This window comes from Vibrio sp. 1CM24A, assembly GCF_023161725.1.
Lineage (GTDB): Bacteria > Pseudomonadota > Gammaproteobacteria > Enterobacterales > Vibrionaceae > Vibrio > Vibrio coralliirubri.
This window is the reverse complement of the sequence record NZ_JALNTS010000001.1, coordinates 916945-936306: the sequence shown is the minus strand read 5'-3', so window position 1 is coordinate 936306 and position 19362 is coordinate 916945. Positions and strand designations below refer to the sequence as shown.

18 protein-coding genes are annotated in these 19362 nt (G+C 45.0%); 7 read left to right on the top strand and 11 right to left on the bottom strand.

Annotated elements, in window-relative coordinates; genetic code table 11:
• Positions 1 to 200 precede the first annotated feature (200 nt).
• The 3 genes from MSG38_RS03930 to MSG38_RS03920 all read right to left on the bottom strand — a co-directional run bounded on the left by MSG38_RS03930 (position 201) and on the right by MSG38_RS03920 (position 2932).
• A complete protein-coding gene (locus MSG38_RS03930; RefSeq protein WP_248401041.1) occupies positions 201 to 932 on the bottom strand; it encodes a 3-oxoacid CoA-transferase subunit B in 732 nt (243 codons plus the stop codon).
• On the bottom strand, positions 932 to 1588 hold the full coding sequence (locus MSG38_RS03925) for a CoA transferase subunit A (protein ID WP_248401040.1): 657 nt from the start codon (positions 1586 to 1588) through the stop codon (positions 932 to 934). The genes MSG38_RS03930 and MSG38_RS03925 overlap by 1 nt, the downstream gene beginning before the upstream one ends.
• 135 nt (positions 1589 to 1723) lie before the next feature.
• On the bottom strand, positions 1724 to 2932 hold the full coding sequence (locus MSG38_RS03920; protein WP_248401039.1) for an acetyl-CoA C-acetyltransferase: 1209 nt from the start codon (positions 2930 to 2932) through the stop codon (positions 1724 to 1726).
• Positions 2933 to 3182: 250 nt separating this feature from the next.
• Between MSG38_RS03920 and MSG38_RS03915 the strand changes: the two genes are divergently transcribed.
• Both MSG38_RS03915 and MSG38_RS03910 read left to right on the top strand, forming a co-directional pair.
• A complete protein-coding gene (locus MSG38_RS03915) occupies positions 3183 to 4073 on the top strand; it encodes a TIM barrel protein (RefSeq protein WP_248401038.1) in 891 nt (296 codons plus the stop codon).
• A gap of 52 nt (positions 4074 to 4125) precedes the next feature.
• Positions 4126 to 4875 (top strand): sulfite exporter TauE/SafE family protein, encoded by a 750-nt coding sequence (locus MSG38_RS03910; protein WP_081090204.1) that lies wholly within the window; start codon positions 4126 to 4128, stop codon positions 4873 to 4875.
• A gap of 82 nt (positions 4876 to 4957) precedes the next feature.
• Here the strand turns inward: MSG38_RS03910 and MSG38_RS03905 are convergent, their stop codons facing one another.
• Positions 4958 to 6292 carry an MATE family efflux transporter gene (locus tag MSG38_RS03905; RefSeq protein ID WP_248401037.1) on the bottom strand — a complete coding sequence of 445 codons (1335 nt, stop codon included), beginning with the start codon at positions 6290 to 6292 and terminating at the stop codon, positions 4958 to 4960.
• A 322-nt stretch (positions 6293 to 6614) separates the two neighbouring features.
• Between MSG38_RS03905 and MSG38_RS03900 the strand changes: the two genes are divergently transcribed.
• Complete coding sequence (locus MSG38_RS03900) at positions 6615 to 7730, top strand: hypothetical protein (protein ID WP_048609044.1); 1116 nt, start codon at positions 6615 to 6617, stop codon at positions 7728 to 7730.
• A gap of 70 nt (positions 7731 to 7800) precedes the next feature.
• On the opposite strand, the gene MSG38_RS03895 is transcribed toward MSG38_RS03900, so the two are convergent.
• Complete coding sequence (locus MSG38_RS03895) at positions 7801 to 8778, bottom strand: AraC family transcriptional regulator (RefSeq protein ID WP_248401036.1); 978 nt, start codon at positions 8776 to 8778, stop codon at positions 7801 to 7803.
• A gap of 92 nt (positions 8779 to 8870) precedes the next feature.
• On the opposite strand from MSG38_RS03895, the gene MSG38_RS03890 reads away from it, so the two are divergent.
• A complete protein-coding gene (locus MSG38_RS03890; RefSeq protein ID WP_248401035.1) occupies positions 8871 to 10226 on the top strand; it encodes a serine hydrolase domain-containing protein in 1356 nt (451 codons plus the stop codon).
• Between the two features lie 109 nt (positions 10227 to 10335).
• Here the strand turns inward: MSG38_RS03890 and ppsA are convergent, their stop codons facing one another.
• Complete coding sequence (gene ppsA, locus MSG38_RS03885) at positions 10336 to 12708, bottom strand: phosphoenolpyruvate synthase (protein WP_248338664.1); 2373 nt, start codon at positions 12706 to 12708, stop codon at positions 10336 to 10338.
• 178 nt (positions 12709 to 12886) lie between these two features.
• On the opposite strand from ppsA, the gene MSG38_RS03880 reads away from it, so the two are divergent.
• Complete coding sequence (locus MSG38_RS03880) at positions 12887 to 13720, top strand: pyruvate, water dikinase regulatory protein (RefSeq protein ID WP_017060559.1); 834 nt, start codon at positions 12887 to 12889, stop codon at positions 13718 to 13720.
• A 141-nt stretch (positions 13721 to 13861) separates the two neighbouring features.
• Here MSG38_RS03880 and grxB read toward each other — a convergent pair whose 3' ends face one another.
• The 3 genes from grxB to MSG38_RS03865 all read right to left on the bottom strand — a co-directional run bounded on the left by grxB (position 13862) and on the right by MSG38_RS03865 (position 16145).
• A complete protein-coding gene (grxB, locus tag MSG38_RS03875) occupies positions 13862 to 14494 on the bottom strand; it encodes a glutaredoxin 2 (RefSeq protein ID WP_248401034.1) in 633 nt (210 codons plus the stop codon).
• A gap of 347 nt (positions 14495 to 14841) precedes the next feature.
• Entirely contained in the window at positions 14842 to 15000 is a 159-nt protein-coding gene (locus MSG38_RS03870) for a hypothetical protein (RefSeq protein WP_004733064.1), read from the bottom strand.
• A 164-nt stretch (positions 15001 to 15164) separates the two neighbouring features.
• Complete coding sequence (locus MSG38_RS03865) at positions 15165 to 16145, bottom strand: Gfo/Idh/MocA family oxidoreductase (RefSeq protein WP_248401033.1); 981 nt, start codon at positions 16143 to 16145, stop codon at positions 15165 to 15167.
• A 219-nt stretch (positions 16146 to 16364) separates the two neighbouring features.
• On the opposite strand from MSG38_RS03865, the gene MSG38_RS03860 reads away from it, so the two are divergent.
• Positions 16365 to 16847 (top strand): GNAT family N-acetyltransferase, encoded by a 483-nt coding sequence (locus MSG38_RS03860; RefSeq protein ID WP_248401032.1) that lies wholly within the window; start codon positions 16365 to 16367, stop codon positions 16845 to 16847.
• A gap of 2 nt (positions 16848 to 16849) precedes the next feature.
• Positions 16850 to 17623: a L,D-transpeptidase family protein gene (locus MSG38_RS03855; RefSeq protein WP_248401031.1), complete on the top strand. Its 774-nt coding sequence runs from the start codon at positions 16850 to 16852 to the stop codon at positions 17621 to 17623.
• 104 nt (positions 17624 to 17727) lie between these two features.
• Here the strand turns inward: MSG38_RS03855 and MSG38_RS03850 are convergent, their stop codons facing one another.
• Together MSG38_RS03850 and MSG38_RS03845 are read right to left on the bottom strand one after the other, a co-directional pair.
• Positions 17728 to 18465: a sulfite exporter TauE/SafE family protein gene (locus tag MSG38_RS03850; RefSeq protein ID WP_050645840.1), complete on the bottom strand. Its 738-nt coding sequence runs from the start codon at positions 18463 to 18465 to the stop codon at positions 17728 to 17730.
• A gap of 160 nt (positions 18466 to 18625) precedes the next feature.
• Complete coding sequence (locus MSG38_RS03845; protein WP_048609028.1) at positions 18626 to 19345, bottom strand: glycerophosphodiester phosphodiesterase family protein; 720 nt, start codon at positions 19343 to 19345, stop codon at positions 18626 to 18628.
• Positions 19346 to 19362 lie beyond the last annotated feature (17 nt).

The following is a 19362-nucleotide window of genomic DNA, read 5'->3' as shown; positions in this document are numbered from 1 at the left end:
GTACTAAAAAAGGAAGATACGCAGTTACTGCATTAGATGATGCGTTTAATTAATCGAAAGGATCGGTGCTTTTTAATCGACAACCTTGGTGCAGCCGTGAACACAATAAAAAAGCCCATGCTGTAACAGCATGGGCGAATATGACGTGGAGCAGTCATAACAAATAAAAACGCAGTAACACGATTTACTATTTAGAAAATTTAATGTTTTGGAAGTGGCATAATGTTGAGAGGTGTCGGGATTATCAAGGTTGCTTCTGTTGCTTGTTGCACTTCTTCAGGGGTGTAGCCAGGTGCTATCTCCGTTAATATCATTTGGGACTTATGAATGGATATCACGCCCATCTCTGTGATGACCATGTCGACCTGATTAAGCGCGGTTAATGGCAGAGAGCAGGTTTTAAGAAGCTTGTGTTTACCTTTCGCCGTGTGCTCCATTGAAACGATGACTTTTTTCGCGCCTACGACTAGATCCATAGCGCCTCCCATCCCTGGGACCATTTTCCCAGGGATAATCCAGTTAGCAAGATTACCTTGCTCATCGACTTGCAGGGCTCCGAGAACCGTTACGTCGACATGACCACCGCGAATAATAGTGAAGGAGTCGGCGCTGTTAAAATAGCTTGCGCCTTTGGTTGCGGTAATCGGCTGTCCACCGGCGTTGACTAAATCGGCGTCAGTATTACTGTCGTCAGCAATAGCATCAATACCGAGTAATCCATTTTCAGATTGCAGTATGAGCTCGACTTCCGAGTCAATTTCATTTGCAACCAAAGAGGGCATGCCGATCCCCAAATTCACGACGTCGCCGTCATGCAGTTCTTGAGCTACTCTCCAAGCAATATTTCGGCGTATTACTGCCTTATCGGTAATCTTTCTTGCCAAAGGCGCATCGCCATAAACAGGTTGAGGTTTACAAATAATATCCGTCATTATTTCGCTTCCTTTTGATAGACGTGATCTACATATAGACCTGGGGTATGTACTGACTCTGGTTCGATGTCGCCAACAGGAATAAGTGTTTCAGCTTCAACAATCACAAGGTCGGCAGCGGTCGCCATTAATGGATTGAAGTTTTGAGTGGTTTTCTTGTAAAACACATTTCCTTTGGTATCGACAACTGAACCGCGTATAAAAGCAAGGTCCGCGCGCAGAGGTTTTTCTAGTAAATAATCTTCCCCATCAATATTGATAACTTGTTTACCCTCAGCCACCATAGTGCCTAGGCCTGTTGGGGTGAGAATGCCGCCAAGTCCAGCGCCTCCTGCGCGAATACGCTCGGCTAATGTGCCTTGTGGCACCAGTTCAACATCTAGCTCTTGATTGTTCATTTGGTGCCCCGTTTCTGGGTTGGTACCAATGTGAGAGGCATAAAGTTTTTTGATGAGTTTTGCTGCAATAAGTCGACCGGAACCTGTGGTTTGAGTCCCTGTATCGGTCGAAATTAGTGTGATGTCTTGGATGTTGTGCTCGAGTAGTAGGTCGATAAGGCCCTCTGGTGCGCCATTTGCCATAAAGCCGCCAATCATGATAGTCATCCCATCATGCAATTTTTCCGCAATCTCGTTGGCACTAATTTTTTTTCTCATAATTCGCCCCTATACAGAGTTGGCTCATCGCCTTGTCTAACTTAATTTTTGGTATGACTGCTGATGATAATTTTTACGCTGTCATGCTATTTGTTTTTTACTTGGTCGTTTTCTACTTTGTCGTATAGTACTTAGCTACGAACAACGTTTGATGATTACGGCAGTACCCATGCCTCCACCGATACATAAAGATGCTAAGCCATAGTCTTGTTGCTTTCTCTCTAGTTGATACGCCAAGCTGACAAGAATACGGATCCCAGATGCACCAAGTGGATGACCTAAAGCAATAGCACCACCGTTATGGTTTGTGCGTTCTAGGATCCAACTTTGATCAACGTTGTGTTTCTCTGCGAGCTGCTTTGTAACGCCGATAGCTTGAGCTGCAAAGGCTTCATTAAGCTCAAAATACTCGATGTCTTGCAGTGAAAGATTGGACTTTTCCAGTGCATTAGCGATCGCGGGAACGGGACCTAGCCCCATAATTTCCGGAGATAAACCTGCTTGAGCGTAGCTAACGATTTCTGCCATCGGCTTTAGTTGGTATCGATCCACGGCTGATTTGGATGCCAAGATGACCGCGGCTGCACCATCGTTGATACCCGAGGCATTTCCTGCTGTAACAGTGCCATCTTTTTTAAACGCTGGGCGTAAACGACTAAGACTCTCTGATGTACTATCGGTCTTTGGATATTCATCAAGCTCGACGGTGTATTGTTTTCGACGCAGCGATACTTCTATTGGTTCTATTTCACTTCTAAAACCGTGGCTCTCCAGTGCACTTGCTGCGTTTAGCTGACTTTTGAGTGCAAACTCATCTTGCTCTTCACGCGAAATAGATAAGGATTCTGCAATGTTTTCTGCAGTGATACCCATGTGATACTGATTAAACGCATCGGTTAAACCATCGGTAATGATGGTGTCTTCTAACGAAATATTTCCCATACGAACGCCACTTCTAACTTTGTGCGTTTGTACAAATGGGGCTTGAGACATGCTCTCCATTCCGCAGGCAACAACGATCTCAGCATCACCCGCTTTGATATGACTTGCCGCATCCATGACCGTTTTCATCCCACTTCCACAAATCATATTGAGTGTGTATGCAGGGACCGTTTCTGGAATACCGGCTTGAATTGAGGCTTGGCGCCCCGGTCCCATACCAATACCAGCACTGAGTACATTACCGACTATCACTTCATCAATAAGCGTAGGGTCGATATGACATTGACTGATTGCACCTTTAATCGCAGCAGCGCCTAGTGTGGGTGCAGAAACTGAAGATAGTGCGCCGTTGAAGCTGCCAATCGGTGTACGTTTCGCTGCAACAATGTAGATAGGTTCCATCGTAATATCCTGTATCAAGGTAAAGCTGAGTTAACAGTTCAATGAGGTGCTGAGAGTTCGTAAATACACAAAACGCAGCGTGCGGTTATTCTTTGTTGATGAATTCATTCTAAAGGCACAGAGAAGGAGGTGTTATAGCCGTTCGTAGAAACGCGGTTTGCATAAATGCAACATGACGCTGCAAATAATTGGCGTATATTACTTGAGCGTTATTTCTGCAAATTAACGCTAAATCGAATGGAGAATAGTCATGAATAGCTTAATTGCATGTGCACCTTGCTGTTGGGGCGTGGAGTCTGCCACTAACGTCCATAATCCATCATGGAATACCGTTGTCGTGGAAAGTAAAGCTGCTGGATATCAAGGAATAGAGCTTGGCCCATTTGGATATATGCCTCTAGAGGGAGAGCTTGTTAATACGGCAATCAAAGCTAATGGTTTGGTGATCTGTGCTGGTACACTTTTTGAACCGCTTTCATCTTTAGAGCATAAAGAGGGCATCTTGAACCGAACACATGATTTATGCTCGATGCTTCAGCGTATTGGCAGCAAAAAGCTGGTCGTGATTGATTGTGTAAATGATGTGCGCAGTGCATGCGCTGGATTGAGTGACGAAGCTCCAAGATTAGGCAACCAGCTCTGGGACATAATGATGCAAACCATTCGTGATATTGCTGCTATCGCGAAACATTATGATATTCGTCCTGTCGTTCATCCTCATGCTGGTGGCTATATAGAGTACCGTGATGAAATTGACCGAATGTTGGTTGATTTATCGAGTGAAGAGGTTGGGCTCTGTTTAGATACTGGTCACCTGTATTATGCCGCCATGGATCCAGCGAAAAGCCTAATTGAGTACGCATCTCGATTAGAATATGTTCATTTCAAGGATATCAATGACGCCGTGTTTTCCGATGTTCTCGAAAGCAAGGTAGGTTTCTGGGCTGCTTGCGCACAAGGAGTGATGTGTCCTATAGGTGAAGGTGCGATCAATTATGCCGAAGTAAAGTTGGCTATCAATCAAATCGGTTATTCAGACTGGATCACTATAGAACAAGAGCGTAATCCCCAAAATTCTGATGGAACGTTAGCTGATATCAAACGCAGTCGATTGTTTTTGAGTCAAAAAGGGTTTGGTTAATGGTTAGGAATGGCATTGCTAAAAGAACCTTCTTCAACAAAGGGTACAGCACATGCTCATTGTGACTGAACCTTGGTTTTATGTGACTGCGATTCCCGCCGTGTTGATTTATGGAATTGGCAAGGGGGGATTAGGCGGTGCGCTAGGTATTATTGCTGTTCCCCTTATGGCAATAACCATTGCACCTACTCAAGCTGCTGCCATCTTATTGCCAATATTGTGTGTAATGGATGTGTTTGCGGTAAAACATCATTATCGTAATGCTGATTATTCAGTCATTAAGAACATGCTTCCAGGGGCGGTTCTTGGCGTCATCTTGGCTGGATTGTTTTTGAGTATCACACCTGAGTCTGGATTGAAGTTACTCATTGGTCTTCTTTCCCTGCTATTTTGCGGTCAGTATTTACTCTTGGGTGTGGATGAGAAAAAAGCGGGTGGAAAAATAAGTGCGTGGTTTTGGAGTACGTTGAGTGGTTTTTCTAGCACTGCGATTCACGCGGGCGGTGGACCAGCAAGTATTTACATGTTGCCATTGAAACTAGACAAAGTTGTTTTGGTAGCGACCATGGCTGTATTGTTTGGCTTAGTCAATTTAGCCAAACTTGTTCCTTATGCTGCTTTAGGTGAATTCGATACGATCAATATGATGACGGCATTGATTTTAATGCCTCTCGCTCCTGTTGGGGTTAAGTTAGGAGTGTGGTTGTTGCATCGCGTTAATCAAATATGGGTGTATCGATTGTGCTATCTATTTCTCTTTATCTCGGGAATGAAATTGACCATCGATGGTTTAAATCTTTGAGCGTTATTGAGAACCATAGTTATGTAAAAAAGCAGCCTAAGTGGCTGCTTTTTGGTTCGTAACGCTCTAGCTGTTCAATTAGCTATTTGGCTAGCTTGGTTTCGACTTGCCCAAGTGCTCGTTGGTACATAAACCATGCACAAGTGCCGGCAAGTACATTACCTACCATGGCACCCCAGAATAGGCCTTCAATGCCAGCAAGCTGCGAACCAACCCATAGACACGGTAAGAAGAAAGCAAACAGGCGCAGTGCTGATATCGTCAAGGCAGTATAAGACTTGCCAAGCGCATTAGAGATAGAAACCATCAGCATACAGATGCCCAAAGGCCCTAAACTGATAGGAACGATAAGTAAGTGATAGTTCAAAATGGTTGAGACTTCGTCTTCGCTGGTCATGAGACTTGCCAACCCGCCAGAGAACACCCAAGTTATTAGTGCGATCACCAATTGGAACCCTAATACGAACGTCACGGCAATCTTGACGAGCTTGCGGATGTTTTCTAGGTTTTTTTCTCCCAACATTCGGCCAATCATAGGTGGCATCGACATAGTCAGAGCAAGCACGGCAACAATCGAAAAGAACTCAAAACGTGAACCTAGCGCCCAAGCTGCAACGGCTGCAGTGCCGTAGCCAGCAAGCAGTTTGGTGGCGAGCATAGAAGAGACTGGTGGCAGCAGTTGACTGATCATCGCAGGCCCCATGATGTTTCCGATAGAGCGAACACTTTTGCCGATATCGAGATCGTGCCAGTCGAATGTCATCCAATGCTTCTTAGTCACCTTAGGAGCAACGATAAAGATACCAGCACCGAACGCCAAGATGGTCGCAATCGCGGCTCCGTTGATACCCATGTCGAGCGTGAAGATGAAAATCGGGTCCAATATCAAGTTGATAATACTGGTCGCGATCATCATCGAACCTGGCAGCATGGTATTACCATTGGCACGACACACACTGTAGAAAAAGTAGAGCAGTGCGCCTGTCCAAGAGCTGGCTAGCCAATATATCCAGTAAGAATCAATGATCGGCAGTACCGTCGGTGGCGCATCGAGGAGTTGTAAAATAGGACCACGCAATAGATAGATGATGACTGAGAACAGCGCGACACTCACACTGCCCATCGCAACCACTAATCCGCCGAGCTGTTTGGCATAGCGTATCTCGTTGGCGCCAATCGCTCTCGCGATCACAGCCGTTGTCGCGATGCCTAGTCCGACTTGAATGCCGATAATGATCATCTGAATTGGTAGCGTGAAACCTTGAACCGCGAGCGGCAGCACGCCTAGCTGGCCAATAAAAGCACTGTCTACAAGCTGGAAGCTCATCAGGGAAAGCACCCCAAACAGCATAGGCCATGTCATTGTATAGAGTTGTCGGCCAAGAGAAGGCGAGGGAGTTGCGGTCGTAGAATTCATAACACTCTTATCGGTCTTGAAGGTAGGTTTGTCGTAGTGACAATCCACTCAATGAAGAATTGCGTAAAGGATAACGTAACGTCAGCTCGATACCAATAAATGTTACCCGATCTAAACATATTACCTATGTGTGTTTTCTGTAGGTTCTGTGCATTCAGCACCGTGACTTTATGGAAGCACCTCTCAAACCTTATTTATTTTATAGACTTATCGAAGTTGGCTAATGTAATTATCAAACCCATAAACTAATATCGTTGGAGAGAAAAGGAATTGCGAGTCAGCAAGCACATTTTTAAATGCATATTGGAGAGGGAGCCAAAATATGCCAGGGACAGAAGAAATTCAGATCAGCCAAGAACAAGTGAGAAAGAACAAAGCTAAGGTTCTGGCGAAGATAAACCAGCAAGGGATTATGTCTCAGGGCTTTCGTTTGGTTAACGTCAAAGACTACCAACAGAAGTTACAAGCTCTAAAACAGAAAGTCGAAAACTTCGATTACATGAATGACGCCAATAAGCAGCAAGATCAGGTCATTCTCGACATCATGACTCAGAAAGAGAAAATTCATAATTACTTGGATGAATCTTCGAGCCAGAAGTTAGGGAGCGGTAACCTAGATTTTGGTTCTCGAAATCAGGTCGCAAATGCCACGCTTAAGAAAAAGCAGCTTTTCATGATGTTTATGGAAACGGTCGAGGCGCAAGAAGCGCTCAGAGAGTTTGCTGTTAAAGTCGCTTCAGTATGTAACGGCACACTCAAACAGCCTCCGGGTGCTTATCTAGGCGTAAAAGATTTCCACGGCGCGCTGGATAAAATTACCAATCGAAAACGTCACTACGATATTGGTGATCTCAAAGATGCCGCTCGTATGACCATCGTATTCGAGAATATGGACGATATGATCGTAGCCAAGGCGATGATCATTTTGACCAAAGAGTTTATTGAGCTAAAACACCACCAGTCTGCGATGAAAGATCGCTACGGTACAAGCCAAGGCGACAATGCAAAATTCAACTGCGGAGCAACAGACGCCGGTTACAAAGACATTAAGTTCTTCTTAAAAATGGCCAACGGACATATCGGTGAATTGCAGCTCAATACCAAGAATATGATGGTGGCGAAAAAGAACGGTCACATCATCTATGACATCCTTCGAGATGGAGGCAATCTTGATAAGGCATTCACCATTACCAATACTGAGGTGCTTGCCAAGATAAGTCGTAATATGAGTGAAAAATGGTTCAACTTTATGAACACTCGAGTACCTAAAGCGAGAGATGATTTGATGGCTGTACAGCAGTTGGTTGATCGCTTGAGAGCGAACCTTGGAAGGGGGCAGAACTCACTTCAAGTCAGCTTAGAAGAGATAACGATATTGTCTCGTGTCAGCCTCTATATCTATGAGCAAGGTGATAACGCCAGAGCTTTATTAGAGTAGTCAACTGGTATTGAGAGCTACTATGAGTCCGGTTATTTGACCGGACATTTTTGTTTTTGAGCCTCGGTTTTTAATAACCTCTTTTATTGCTTCGATAGCTCGGTGCAGTGATTCCAACCCAACCTTTGAATGCGCGATTGAAATTACTTAAGTCGCTGTAACCCACTTGCCAACTGATGTCTTGAACAGAAAGGTCTGTCTGTTCGAGTAGCTGTTTTGCTTTGGCTTCTCGAATCTGTTCTTTGGCTTCTTTAAAGAGAATGTTTTTGCTCTTTAGGTTTCTTTGCAGCGTTCGTTTTGTCATACCGAGCATGGTCGCAAACCACTCAATATTGAACCAAGGTAGAGTCGCATAGGTGTCTATTAATATCTCGACGGCGTGATGCCAATCTTGGGTACTATTTCGTTCTGAAATGGCCCGATAATCATCGGGCAGCGGAATCGAGAACGCACCGTATTGCTGTTCAAACTGAATATCAGAATCAAAGAAATGCTTAGGTAATTTACGTGCGCTGTTGTGCTTAGAGACCAACTTGGCGTGTGATGGTTGCCAATGACTGTCAATGAACTTACGACAGAGGCTAATCACGGTCAGGGCGCGAAACCATTCGGCTTGTTCAAAACCTGAGGTCGATGGGTGATAGCAACTTCGATGACACAGCCACCACAACCCATCGCTTTTTTCCGTCCATATGGTGACGTGATTACTTAAGGTCGATATTTCAGTAATCAAGCAACGTACCGCTTGCTCTAGTGACGTGCATTGATCAATTTTTCGGTCTAGCTCAGGTGACAATTGCTCTAGAGAAGCTCTACGTCCAACCTCAATCCCTATCGAATAACCAAACTTCCGCTCAAGGCCATGAATGAAGCGAATCACGTCTTGTGTAGGAAGCCATTGATTGGATTGTGTTAGCTCAATGGGTAGACCGCACGCATCGGCGACGGTGCGCCAATCCAGTCTATGTTTGTCACAATACTGAATATATGGAGCAATATTACTGGTCGAAGTGAGCAATATGCTGGTGGTGTTCGATGATGCTTTCATTGTTTTGTGCTTACCATTAAATGTCACCAAGTGACCTAATTAAGTGTAGCGCATCTCCTTATACTTCTCCTAACCCAAACAGGAGACCAATTATGAAACTCAAACACATTGCCGTTCTAGTATCGTTAGCGACCGCATCATCATTTGCTCTTGCAGCAAACCCAGTTGAAGAAGCTCTGAAAGTTGAAGGTGCTCAAGTTACCTTGACCGTGAAAGAGGCGAGCACAGCATTTACCCCAAGTTTTACTGACTCAGCTCGTGAGTTATTCAATAATTTTCATTGGCAGATGGGCGGCGACCACAGTGTTTACTACAACATGCACATGAGTGAGTTTCTACCAACGGCACTGGCGGCTCCAAACGAAGAGTACAAGTCTTTAGTTAAAAACATCGACCCACGACTCGCAGCACTCAAGGTTGATACTGAAAGCAAAGGTCAGTTGAGAATGGATGAGTACTTGGCGGATGAACAGTTCCGCACTCAAGGCTTTATGTTGATTCACAAAGGGGAGATCGTTTACGAAGCTTACCCAGGTATGAAGCCGACAGATACGCATGTTTGGGCATCTACAGCGAAAACGACGGTTGGTACTGTGATTGCGATGTTAGTGGAAGAGGGCAAAGTCGATCCTGAAAAAGAGATCGCTGAGTATGTTTCTGAATTGAAAGGAACGAATTGGGATGGCATCACAGTACACCAAGTTCTGAACATGTCGACCGCGCTAGACAATGAAGAGACATTAGAGTCTATCTTGAACCCAGATTCTGATGTAGTGCGCTTCTTTGCGGCATCGTTTAACTCACCAAGAGCAAAAACGGGTGAGATGGAAACTTGGATGGATGTGGCTAAGGGCGCGCAAAAGCTTGAAGGTGAAAAAGCGGGTGATCATTTCCGTTACGCATCTATCAACACAATGGTGCTGACTAAGTTAGTTGAAAACGTTGAAAACAAAACCTGGACTCAAGTATTCGAAGATCGTGTTTGGTCAAAAGTGCATGCACGTCAACCAATGCAATTCAACTTAACGCCAGATGGCATGGCGATTGCGGTTGGCTTGGTTTCATCAACGGTGGAAGACATGGCTCGCTGGGGAACACTATTTACACCTAGTTGGAAAGCGGTGGCTGATGAGGCAGTGGTGTCACAAGCTGTGATTGATCGTATCCGCAACGGCGGTGATCCAAAAGCATTCGTAGGTACTAGCAAAGAGAGCAGTTCACTGCACGCATACAACGAAAAAGCAGACTACAACGCATACCAGTTTGATTTCATTTTCAACGATGGTGCGATGTCGAAAAGCGGCAACCTAGGCCAATTTATTTACATCGATCCGGCGCGTGACTTTGTGGGTGTGATGTTCTCAACCAACCCATACCACTCAGGTTTTGGTGAGAACAAAGGCCCTGCACTAATGCGCTCTGCGGCTAAGTTGCTGAATGAAAAGTAATGTCCGTGGCTGAGCAAGCTAGAAACAACAGCCAATAAAGAAAAAGCCAGTCGCAATGACTGGCTTTGTTGATTTTACTTTTCGGTGTTTCTATTTGGGTGGCTAAGCGTTATTTATTCGCAACGTTACCTAGCTTCAACCACGTATCGATAACCGTATCCGGGTTTAGTGAAACAGAGCTGATGCCTTGCTCCATTAACCACTCTGCTAGGTCATCATGGTCAGATGGTCCTTGACCACAAATGCCCACGTACTTACCCGCTTTGGTTGCTGCATCGATCGCCATTTTCAGCATCGCTTTTACAGCAGGGTTACGCTCATCGAAGAGGTGTGCCACGTCACCTGAATCTCGGTCTAGGCCAAGTGTCAGTTGCGTCATGTCGTTTGAACCGATAGAGAAGCCATCGAAGTACTTCAAGAACTCATCAGCCAAGATTGCATTCGATGGTAGCTCACACATCATGATGACTTTCAGACCTTGGTCGCCACGGCGTAGGTCGAACTTAGCCAGAATGTCGATAACCGATGCTGCTTCGCTTGGCGTGCGAACGAATGGGATCATGATTTCAACGTTCTTAAGACCCATCTCGTTACGAACACGTTTGATCGCTTGAGTTTCTAGCTCGAAACAGTCTTCGAATACTGGTGAGATGTAACGAGATGCACCACGGAAGCCTAGCATTGGGTTCTCTTCATGTGGTTCAAACGTTTTGCCGCCTACAAGGTTGCTGTACTCATTCGACTTAAAGTCAGACATACGTACGATCACACGCTTAGGCCAGAATGCAGACGCGATAGTCGCGATGCCTTCTGTTAGTTTGCTCACGTAGAAATCGATAGGATCTTTGTAGCCGCGAATACGTTCGTTGATTTCCGCTTTTAGCTCATCCGTTTGTGCATCGAAGTTAAGCAGTGCTTTAGGGTGAATACCGATCATCTTGTTAATGATGAATTCTAGACGAGCAAGGCCAACACCTTCGTTCGGGATTTGTGCAAAATCGAAGGCACGATCTGGGTTACCCACGTTCATCATTACCTTGGTTGGCAGCATTGGTAGCTCATCAACCTCAGAACGTTTGATTTCAAAGTCGAGTTCGCCGTTGTAAACGTAGCCTGTTTCGCCTTCTGAACATGACACTGTCACGGTATCGCCATCCTTTAGGCTGCTTGTTGCTGTACCACAACCAACAATTGCTGGGATACCAAGCTCACGAGCGATGATTGCAGCGTGACAAGTTCGGCCACCACGGTTAGTAACAATCGCAGAGGCTTTTTTCATAACAGGTTCCCAATCTGGGTCTGTCATGTCTGTTACCAGTACGTCGCCTTCTTGAACCAGTGACATTTGGTCTAGTGAATCAACCAAGCGAACTGGGCCAGAACCGATGCGTTGACCGATAGCACGACCTTCAACCAAGACATCCGCCTTATTGTTTAGCTCGTAACGCTCGATAACGTTTTGATCGCTTTGAGAACATACGGTTTCTGGGCGAGCCTGAACGATGTAAAGCTTGCCGTCGATGCCATCTTTCGCCCACTCAATGTCCATCGGACGTTGGTAGTGCTTCTCAATGATCATCGCTTGCTTTGCTAGCTCTTTGATCTCTTCATCGTTGAGTGAGAACTCGTTACGCTCTTGAGTGTCGGTGTCGATGATATCTACTTGCTTACCGATCTCTTGATTGGTCGAGTAGATCATTTTGATCAACTTAGAACCAAACGTCTTTTTAACGATTGGGTAGTGACCCGCTTCTAACATTGGTTTGTGAACGTAGAACTCGTCTGGGTTCACAGCACCTTGTACAACCATTTCACCCAAGCCCCAAGAAGAGGTGATGAATACCACTTGGTCGAAGCCAGACTCAGTATCAAGCGTAAACATCACACCTGAAGAGGCTTTGTCTGAACGAACCATGCGCTGGATACCCGCAGACAGTGAAATGCCACGGTGGTCAAAGCCTTGGTGTACACGGTAAGAGATAGCGCGATCGTTAAAGAGTGAAGCGTAAACGTGCTTAGTTGCTTCGAGTACAGCATCTATGCCTTTCACGTTAAGGAAGGTTTCTTGCTGGCCTGCGAAAGAAGCATCTGGAAGATCTTCTGCGGTTGCCGATGAACGAACCGCTACAGACAATTCTTCGTTGTCTTCAATTAGCTCGCGGTAGTTCTCACGGATGTCTTGCTCTAGTGATTCTGGGAAGGGTGCATCTAGAACCCATTGTCGAATCGTTGCACCTGTCTTACGCAGTGCGTCAACGTCTTCAACATCAAGTTCATCAAGTAGTTGGTGAATGCGCTCATCAAGACCTTTGTAATCAAGAAAGTCGTTAAACGCATAAGAGGTGGTAGCAAAACCATTAGGTACAGAAACACCAGCATTGGACAGGTTAGAAACCATCTCGCCCAGTGAGGCGTTCTTACCGCCGACTTTGTCGACATCTTCCATGGATAGGCCATTGAACCATAGGGTATTATTTTGCATTTATTTCTCCAGAAACATAGCAAGCATTGTAGGGATTTAAAGGCAAACGATTACGTATCAGTTTAAAAAAATGTAAATTATTTTTTAAAGCTGTGGGGGACGTAATAGTCAGCAGGGTTTCGTTATATATATTATGGTTCCCATCCTACTCAAAATAATTTTAAACATTAAATAAAAAATGCAAATTGATATCCAAAGTCGTGATGTATTCTATGTTTCTGATGGAACGGCCATAACATGTGAGACTTTAGGGCATGTTGTTCTAGGTCAATTCCCTTTCAAAGCCAATGAAAAAACCTTTCCGTTTGTGGAAAGTGAGGACAAACTTTCTGATTTATTAAAAGAGATTGAAATTTCGTATCGTGATACCGGGTTAGAACCGCTAGTGTTCTTTTCGATTGTGATACCTGATATCAAAACCAAATTGCTAGAAGCGCCCGCGCACTGTTATGACGTGTTAGAGAGCATCGTGCAGAAAGTACAGGATGACATTCAGATGGCGCCTGTTCCTAAGTTGCAGCGCTCACGCAGTGTAAACAAGGACTCGGTGAAGTATTTCGACCGTATTGCTGCGATTGAGTACACGCTCGCGCATGATGATGGCATCACGCTAAAAGGGCTGGAAGAAGCCGATATCATCTTGTTGGGTGTTTCTCGAAGTGGCAAAACACCAACAAGTTTGTATATGGCGATGCAGTTTGGCTTACGCGTAGCAAACTACCCATTTATCCACGATGACTTGGCTCGCTTAAAGTTGTTGCCCGAGTTTGAGATCTACCGACATAAGCTGTTTGGCTTGACCATTGACGCAGAAAGGCTCACTGAAATTCGTGAGAACCGCTTAGCAGGCAGCGAATACGCGAGTGATTCACAATGTTTGTATGAGCTACAAACGGTAGAGGCGATGTTCCGTCGAGAAGCGATACCTTACATCAATACCTCTTCGCTATCGGTTGAAGAGATTTCGACACGAATCTTGGAGCGAACGGGTTTGAGAAGGCGTCTGTTGTAAGATAAAGCCTTAGAGAAATAGAATGGCCAGATAAAAGAAAATCGAAGCTCGCAGTTTACACCTGAGACCTTCGATTTTTTGTTTGTGCTCGTTGTAGTCGCTTGCGAATCAGAGCTTGTTTTCTTAATCAGAGCTTGCTTTCTAGCGAAGTAAAGACAGCTTTAGCGTTTCGCTTTTCTTTTCTAACCAGCGTTCAAGTGCTGGTGGCCAACTGATGCTTGGTTCTACGCAAAAGCCACGAAGCATCGAGAAATACACCGCTTGATCGACTAGAGGCAGTGATGACTCACCATTCTCTAGATCCAGTAATAGTTCGGCATCTTTCAGTAATGGGTTAATCAGTTGAACGAACTGAGGCGTCTTTTCTAACAGTTCTTCAAAGTTAAAACCTTCGGTCTCTTTACTGGCACGCCAAGCTTCTTTGGCTCCAGCAGAGCGATATTCAGCCAAGTCGAGGTTCCACCAACGTGGGCGTCCAATCTGTTGAGTAAGAGGGAATGCGCGAGTTTGGAACGCCGTCACTTGCTCTGATGGCACACGCTGCTCATCGCTTGATTTCAAGTCCATGAAGTAAGCGATGATATCTAGGCTCTCTGCCATGATAGAGCCATCGTCTTTTTGTAAGACGGGTACCATCTTTTTACCGATCAGATCGATAAGGGTTTGGGCATCATCATAATCGACAGAAACAAGCTCAATGTTCAAGCCTAGCGATTGAGCAATGTAGGAGACTCTTGCACAGAAAGGGCAGTGGTCGTAAATGTAAAGCTTCATAGCTTCCCTCATTCGGGTCATTCTTAGTATAAGATGATGCTAATGTACCAGAAACTTTCGCAGACAATAAGCCTTTGTTAACAAGAACTATTCACTGCGATTAAGTGCTCGGGGATATCAAGAGAACGATGAGAATAAGCACCTAGTGTAGAAACTCGTTGCCTAATTCTATTGTCAGTTGAGTGCGGTTTTATTGTAACGAGTAAGCGAATGATAAAGCTGGTGGGTAAATGACGGGCATAAAAAAGGCTCTGGCTGCTCACTCTAATGCAGAAGAGTGAAGTCAGCCAAAGCCTCAATTTTGTTACCTTTAGTAGAGTGACTACTAAAAGGGCAGAGTGGTTAAACTATGCTTTTTTAAGATCTTGCGCTGGGTAAGTAAGCGTCATTGCGCCTTCTACCGTTGTAACGTGAACGTAGCCGCCACCAGCACTTAGGCCAGTTACTACCATTTCACCTAGTTCAACACCTTTTGTTGCTACAACGCGATCATCAACTGAAAACACTTTACACACCTTCAATAAATTAAATAAATACGATAGATATCGAACGCGGATTTAAACAGATGGGACCCCAATCAACTAATCCGGTTATTTGTCGTAAAGATTAAATTTAGTTATGCATAAATCAATATGTCTTAAAAATCAGTTTGTTAACTGACACTGTGCCTTTATTTATCCGCTGGATACACGACACCAACTTGTTGGCGCATCTCTGTAATTAACTTAGCAACCGTTAAAGCGCGCAGTTGGGCCTGCGCTTGTGTTGCGTTGTCGCCAGCAATGCAGCTAGCAAAGGCCTGCGCTTCGTAACTCATGGAGTTTTCGCTTTGTGCTTGAGTCAGGTTTTCTACTGTGCCATCGCGGTAGCGGATCTTAACGTCAGTACATTCAGCGATGTGATCGATGATGATCGCCCCTAATTCACCTTGGATCTCGCTTGGCGCATAAGAGTCACTGACTTTGGAGTGAGCGAGCGTTACGTCAAATTCTGGATACTGGAAGATCGCACAGCCATGAGCATCGACACCTGAATCAAGTAGCTTTGCAGAAGCCTGTGCATTTTCAGGTTTGCCAAATAACGCGACTGTCGCGGCAACACAGTAAAAGCCAATATCGACCAATGAGCCGTTAGAAAAAGCTGGGTTGAAGGTATTTGGGTTCTCGCCGTTTAGATATTTTTGGTAGCGCGATGAATACTGGCAGTAGTTGATGTGTGCTTTATGTACCTTGCCAATCTTTTCTAACCCAAGTTGAACTTGCTTAAAGTTCGGTAGGAATTGAGATTTATACGCCTCAAACAGCACCACACCGTTCTTCTGAGCGACCTCAAACATGCGTGTTGCTTCTTTAACATTCGATGCGACAGGCTTTTCACAGATGACATGCTTGCCGTGTTCCATCATAAAGATAGATTGCTCGCAATGCAGTGAGTTCGGGGAAGCGATGTACACGGCTTCAACAGTGTTGTCATTGGCTAATGCGTCGAGTGAGTCATACGTGGTTTCAACGTCAAATTCTTGGGCGAACTGTGCCGCGCTGTCTAGATTTCGAGAGTAAACCGCAGCAAGTTGCATCGATTGAGATTTGTGAGCAGCTTGAACAAACTTTTGTGTAATCCAATTGGTTCCAATTACAGCAAACTTAATCATATGGGTATCCAGTCGTTAGTCGTCGTTATTATATTGATTCTGCAGAGATAGTAGCACTCAACGGCTGGCAATGTGCCTGAGATTTGCGGAAAAATTTCCCTAAACATAGTGCCTAATATTAATAATCAGCCTTCACAGAGCGTCTGAGTTGACTAGTGTAACGGTGCACAACTAAGCCATTTTTGCTAAGGTGTTATTGAATTCAAACAAGGTGATGATATGCAAATCCGGACGGCCAAGGTAACTGATATTAACGCGATCTTAGCGCTCTCTGAGCAGATAAACAGTCAACATCATCTTGGTGCGCCTATGGTATTTGCGCCAGCGTCACAAGGCTTGGCCGACAGTGAAGAGTATTGGTTAGGTTTGATGCTTGACCCACTTGGCGCTTTCTTGGTTGCAGTCGATGACAAGCAAGTCGTTGGCTTTTTAGCGGGTAAGGTAACGCAGAATAAAGGCGTCAGTTTTATTCAGCCGCACAAGGTGGCAAGGGTGAATACGATTGTGGTGAACGATCAGGTTCAGAGCCAAGGTGCTGGTCGAGCGTTAATGAAGTCGTTTAATCAATGGGCGCAGGCGAGAGGAGCGATAGAACTTAGGTTGGAGGTAATGGAGTTTAACCAACAAGCTCAGGGTTTCTATGAGTCGTTAGGAATGGAAACTCAGTCACGAATCATGTCCATGCGTTTTGAGGAGATCTAAAGGTGCGTCTGTTTCTGCCTTTATCACTGTGTTTACTGTTTGTGGCTTCGAACGCGAATGCTGAGCAAGTCGTGGTCGAGAAAATAGTCTCTGACGCGACCGCTATCGAAACCATCGTATTCGAGTCTGCACCGGCTCATTCTCAACGTGTCTCAACGTCTTCATCTAATTCAACCTCTTCTACGAGCTCAAGCTCCAAGCATGTGATTATTGTGGATGATGTTCTTAACAGTAGCCCTGATGAAAAGGTAGCTCAGCTGTCTCAAGGGTCATCGAAACGTCCACCTCAAAGTTCCTCACGACAGTTTTACAACGTACCAAATAGTGCTTCTGAGGTAGATTCGCAGTCGCAAGTGGTCACGTTAGTTAAAGTCGATAAATCGAAACGTAGGATGTATTTGCTTAAAGGTGAGGAGGTGATTCAGGAGTTTCGTATTGCGCTAGGCAAACAACCGAAAGGGCATAAACGCTTTGAAGGGGACAACCGAACGCCGGAAGGGGAATACCAGCTCGATTATGTGATGGAAGAGTCGGACTTTTATCGCTCAGTACATATTAACTATCCGCAACCTTCGGATATGCAATGGGCAGAGCAAAATGACGTAGACCCCGGAGGGAACATCAAAATCCATGGCATCAAAAATGGTGAGCGTCGTTCACCGAGCTTTATTCAAAGCTTTGATTGGACGGATGGCTGTATCGCATTAACCAATCAAGATATGGATGAGTTTCTCCAACTTGTAAAAATGGGTACCCCTATCCATATCGAATGGTAGTCATTGGTACCCAATTTTCTTAATCACTTTCCGCAGTCAATTAGCGCAATCAATTCGCGAAACTAATTCGTAAAAGCAACCTCCAAAATTAAACGTTAAAGCCGTTACAGTAAGACTCGACCAGCACTGAATATTGCAATCACAATCAGCAATGCAATGGTGACTGGCTTAAACTTCGCTCCACCAAATCTCTCGAACAGTTTAGAACCCACATAACCGCCAAACATGCTGCTTGGTAGAAGCGCGAGAGTCAGCCAAACGACATCACGGTCGACTAACCCAGCGATAGATGCCGAAACAAATGCAGTAGAATCTGCCAATACAAAGAAGGCTATCAAGCCAGCTCTGGCAATGTGCGGAGCGACTGGGCTTGCCAATGCATGAGTGCCAATTGGAGGCCCTGACATCGAAGCCGCGCCGTTCATTACACCCGCAAGGCTGCCTAGAATATAGGGAGCAAATCTAGGTTCGCTTTTGTACTGGAAACCTTTGTAGATCATAAGTGCAGACGCAAAAATGAAGGCACTGATGATCAAGATGATCGTGTCTTGGCTAACGGATTTAAGCAGAAGTAAGCCGACTGGTGTGAAGGCAAAACAAGGGATAAATACCTTTAAAACCCAGCGCCAGTTAACATGCTTTCGAACTTTAGGCAGTAATTGAACATTGCCTAGGAGATCGATCAACATGAAGACGGGAACCAGTTCGATAACAGGCTCGAATAACGCACTTAATGGCAATGCCACTAAGGTGAAACCGAAACCTGAGAAGCCACGAACAATAGCGGCGAAAATGAAGATTGCACCCAAAATTGGGAAGGTTGGACTAAAAATGAGATCCATAAATTAAGTAACCAATGAAGCTGTCTAAATAGAGCGAGCTAATGAAACCAAGTGAGTAGCGGAATGTACTCCTACTCACTTGTGTTTGCTACCTAATTTTAAGGTTTCCCGAGAGTTAATTTTAAAGTCTCTCGGGGTTGCTTTTGCGGTATTCGTTTGGTCAATTTATAGAGGTAAATTGATTCGGAAAATCAGTGAATACGGCATCTACTTTTGAGATGAATTTGAAGTGAGACGGATCGTTTACTGTATAGCACCATGTTTGGATGTTTGCTTCACTGAGTGTATCAAGATCGCTCTGATTCACATGCTCGTAGTTCATGTGACAGCTGAACGCTTTAACCTCGTCAATCAACATCAAGTCGGCTTGAGTCAGTTGTTCTGTGATCACACCAACTCGGTATCTCGGCAGGTGACGGGCCATTTCAGAAACGACTTGATGGCTGAAACTTGAAAGCAGCACTCTGTCGGTGTCTAGATTTGAACGAATCAACTCGGTATGCAGCAAATCAACGACATGAGGCGCTTGATGTCGACTGTCTACTTTGATCTCTAAGTTCACGCTGAGATCATGCTGCTCAACAAGCGCGAGCAACTCTTCCAACGTCAATATCCTTTCACCAGCGAACTGCTCAGACTTCCAACTGCCAAAATCGAGCTGACGCAGTTCTGCAAGGGTATGTTCGTCGACACGACCCTTGCCATCGCTGCAGCGCTCAAGGGTGTGGTCGTGACAAACCACAAGTTGATCATCTTGAGTTGGCTGAATATCTACTTCAATCCATTTCAAGCCGAGTTTAGCGGCCTGTTCAATGCTTGCTTTGGTATTTTCTGGGTGAGTACCTGCTACACCCCGATGACCTACGATGATAGACGACATAATTAATCCTTCTTAAA

Excerpts from the sequence above, each read along its gene's own strand:
- MSG38_RS03930 (WP_248401041.1), bottom strand. The coding sequence starts at position 932 with ATGACGGATATTATTTGTAAACCTCAACCTGTTTATGGCGATGCGCCT.
- MSG38_RS03925 (WP_248401040.1), bottom strand. The coding sequence starts at position 1,588 with ATGAGAAAAAAAATTAGTGCCAACGAGATTGCGGAAAAATTGCATGAT.
- MSG38_RS03920 (WP_248401039.1), bottom strand. The coding sequence starts at position 2,932 with ATGGAACCTATCTACATTGTTGCAGCGAAACGTACACCGATTGGCAGC.
- MSG38_RS03915 (WP_248401038.1), top strand. The coding sequence starts at position 3,183 with ATGAATAGCTTAATTGCATGTGCACCTTGCTGTTGGGGCGTGGAGTCT.
- MSG38_RS03910 (WP_081090204.1), top strand. The coding sequence starts at position 4,126 with ATGCTCATTGTGACTGAACCTTGGTTTTATGTGACTGCGATTCCCGCC.
- MSG38_RS03905 (WP_248401037.1), bottom strand. The coding sequence starts at position 6,292 with ATGAATTCTACGACCGCAACTCCCTCGCCTTCTCTTGGCCGACAACTC.
- MSG38_RS03900 (WP_048609044.1), top strand. The coding sequence starts at position 6,615 with ATGCCAGGGACAGAAGAAATTCAGATCAGCCAAGAACAAGTGAGAAAG.
- MSG38_RS03895 (WP_248401036.1), bottom strand. The coding sequence starts at position 8,778 with ATGAAAGCATCATCGAACACCACCAGCATATTGCTCACTTCGACCAGT.
- MSG38_RS03890 (WP_248401035.1), top strand. The coding sequence starts at position 8,871 with ATGAAACTCAAACACATTGCCGTTCTAGTATCGTTAGCGACCGCATCA.
- ppsA (WP_248338664.1), bottom strand. The coding sequence starts at position 12,708 with ATGCAAAATAATACCCTATGGTTCAATGGCCTATCCATGGAAGATGTC.
- MSG38_RS03880 (WP_017060559.1), top strand. The coding sequence starts at position 12,887 with ATGCAAATTGATATCCAAAGTCGTGATGTATTCTATGTTTCTGATGGA.
- grxB (WP_248401034.1), bottom strand. The coding sequence starts at position 14,494 with ATGAAGCTTTACATTTACGACCACTGCCCTTTCTGTGCAAGAGTCTCC.
- MSG38_RS03865 (WP_248401033.1), bottom strand. The coding sequence starts at position 16,145 with ATGATTAAGTTTGCTGTAATTGGAACCAATTGGATTACACAAAAGTTT.
- MSG38_RS03860 (WP_248401032.1), top strand. The coding sequence starts at position 16,365 with ATGCAAATCCGGACGGCCAAGGTAACTGATATTAACGCGATCTTAGCG.
- MSG38_RS03850 (WP_050645840.1), bottom strand. The coding sequence starts at position 18,465 with ATGGATCTCATTTTTAGTCCAACCTTCCCAATTTTGGGTGCAATCTTC.
- MSG38_RS03845 (WP_048609028.1), bottom strand. The coding sequence starts at position 19,345 with ATGTCGTCTATCATCGTAGGTCATCGGGGTGTAGCAGGTACTCACCCA.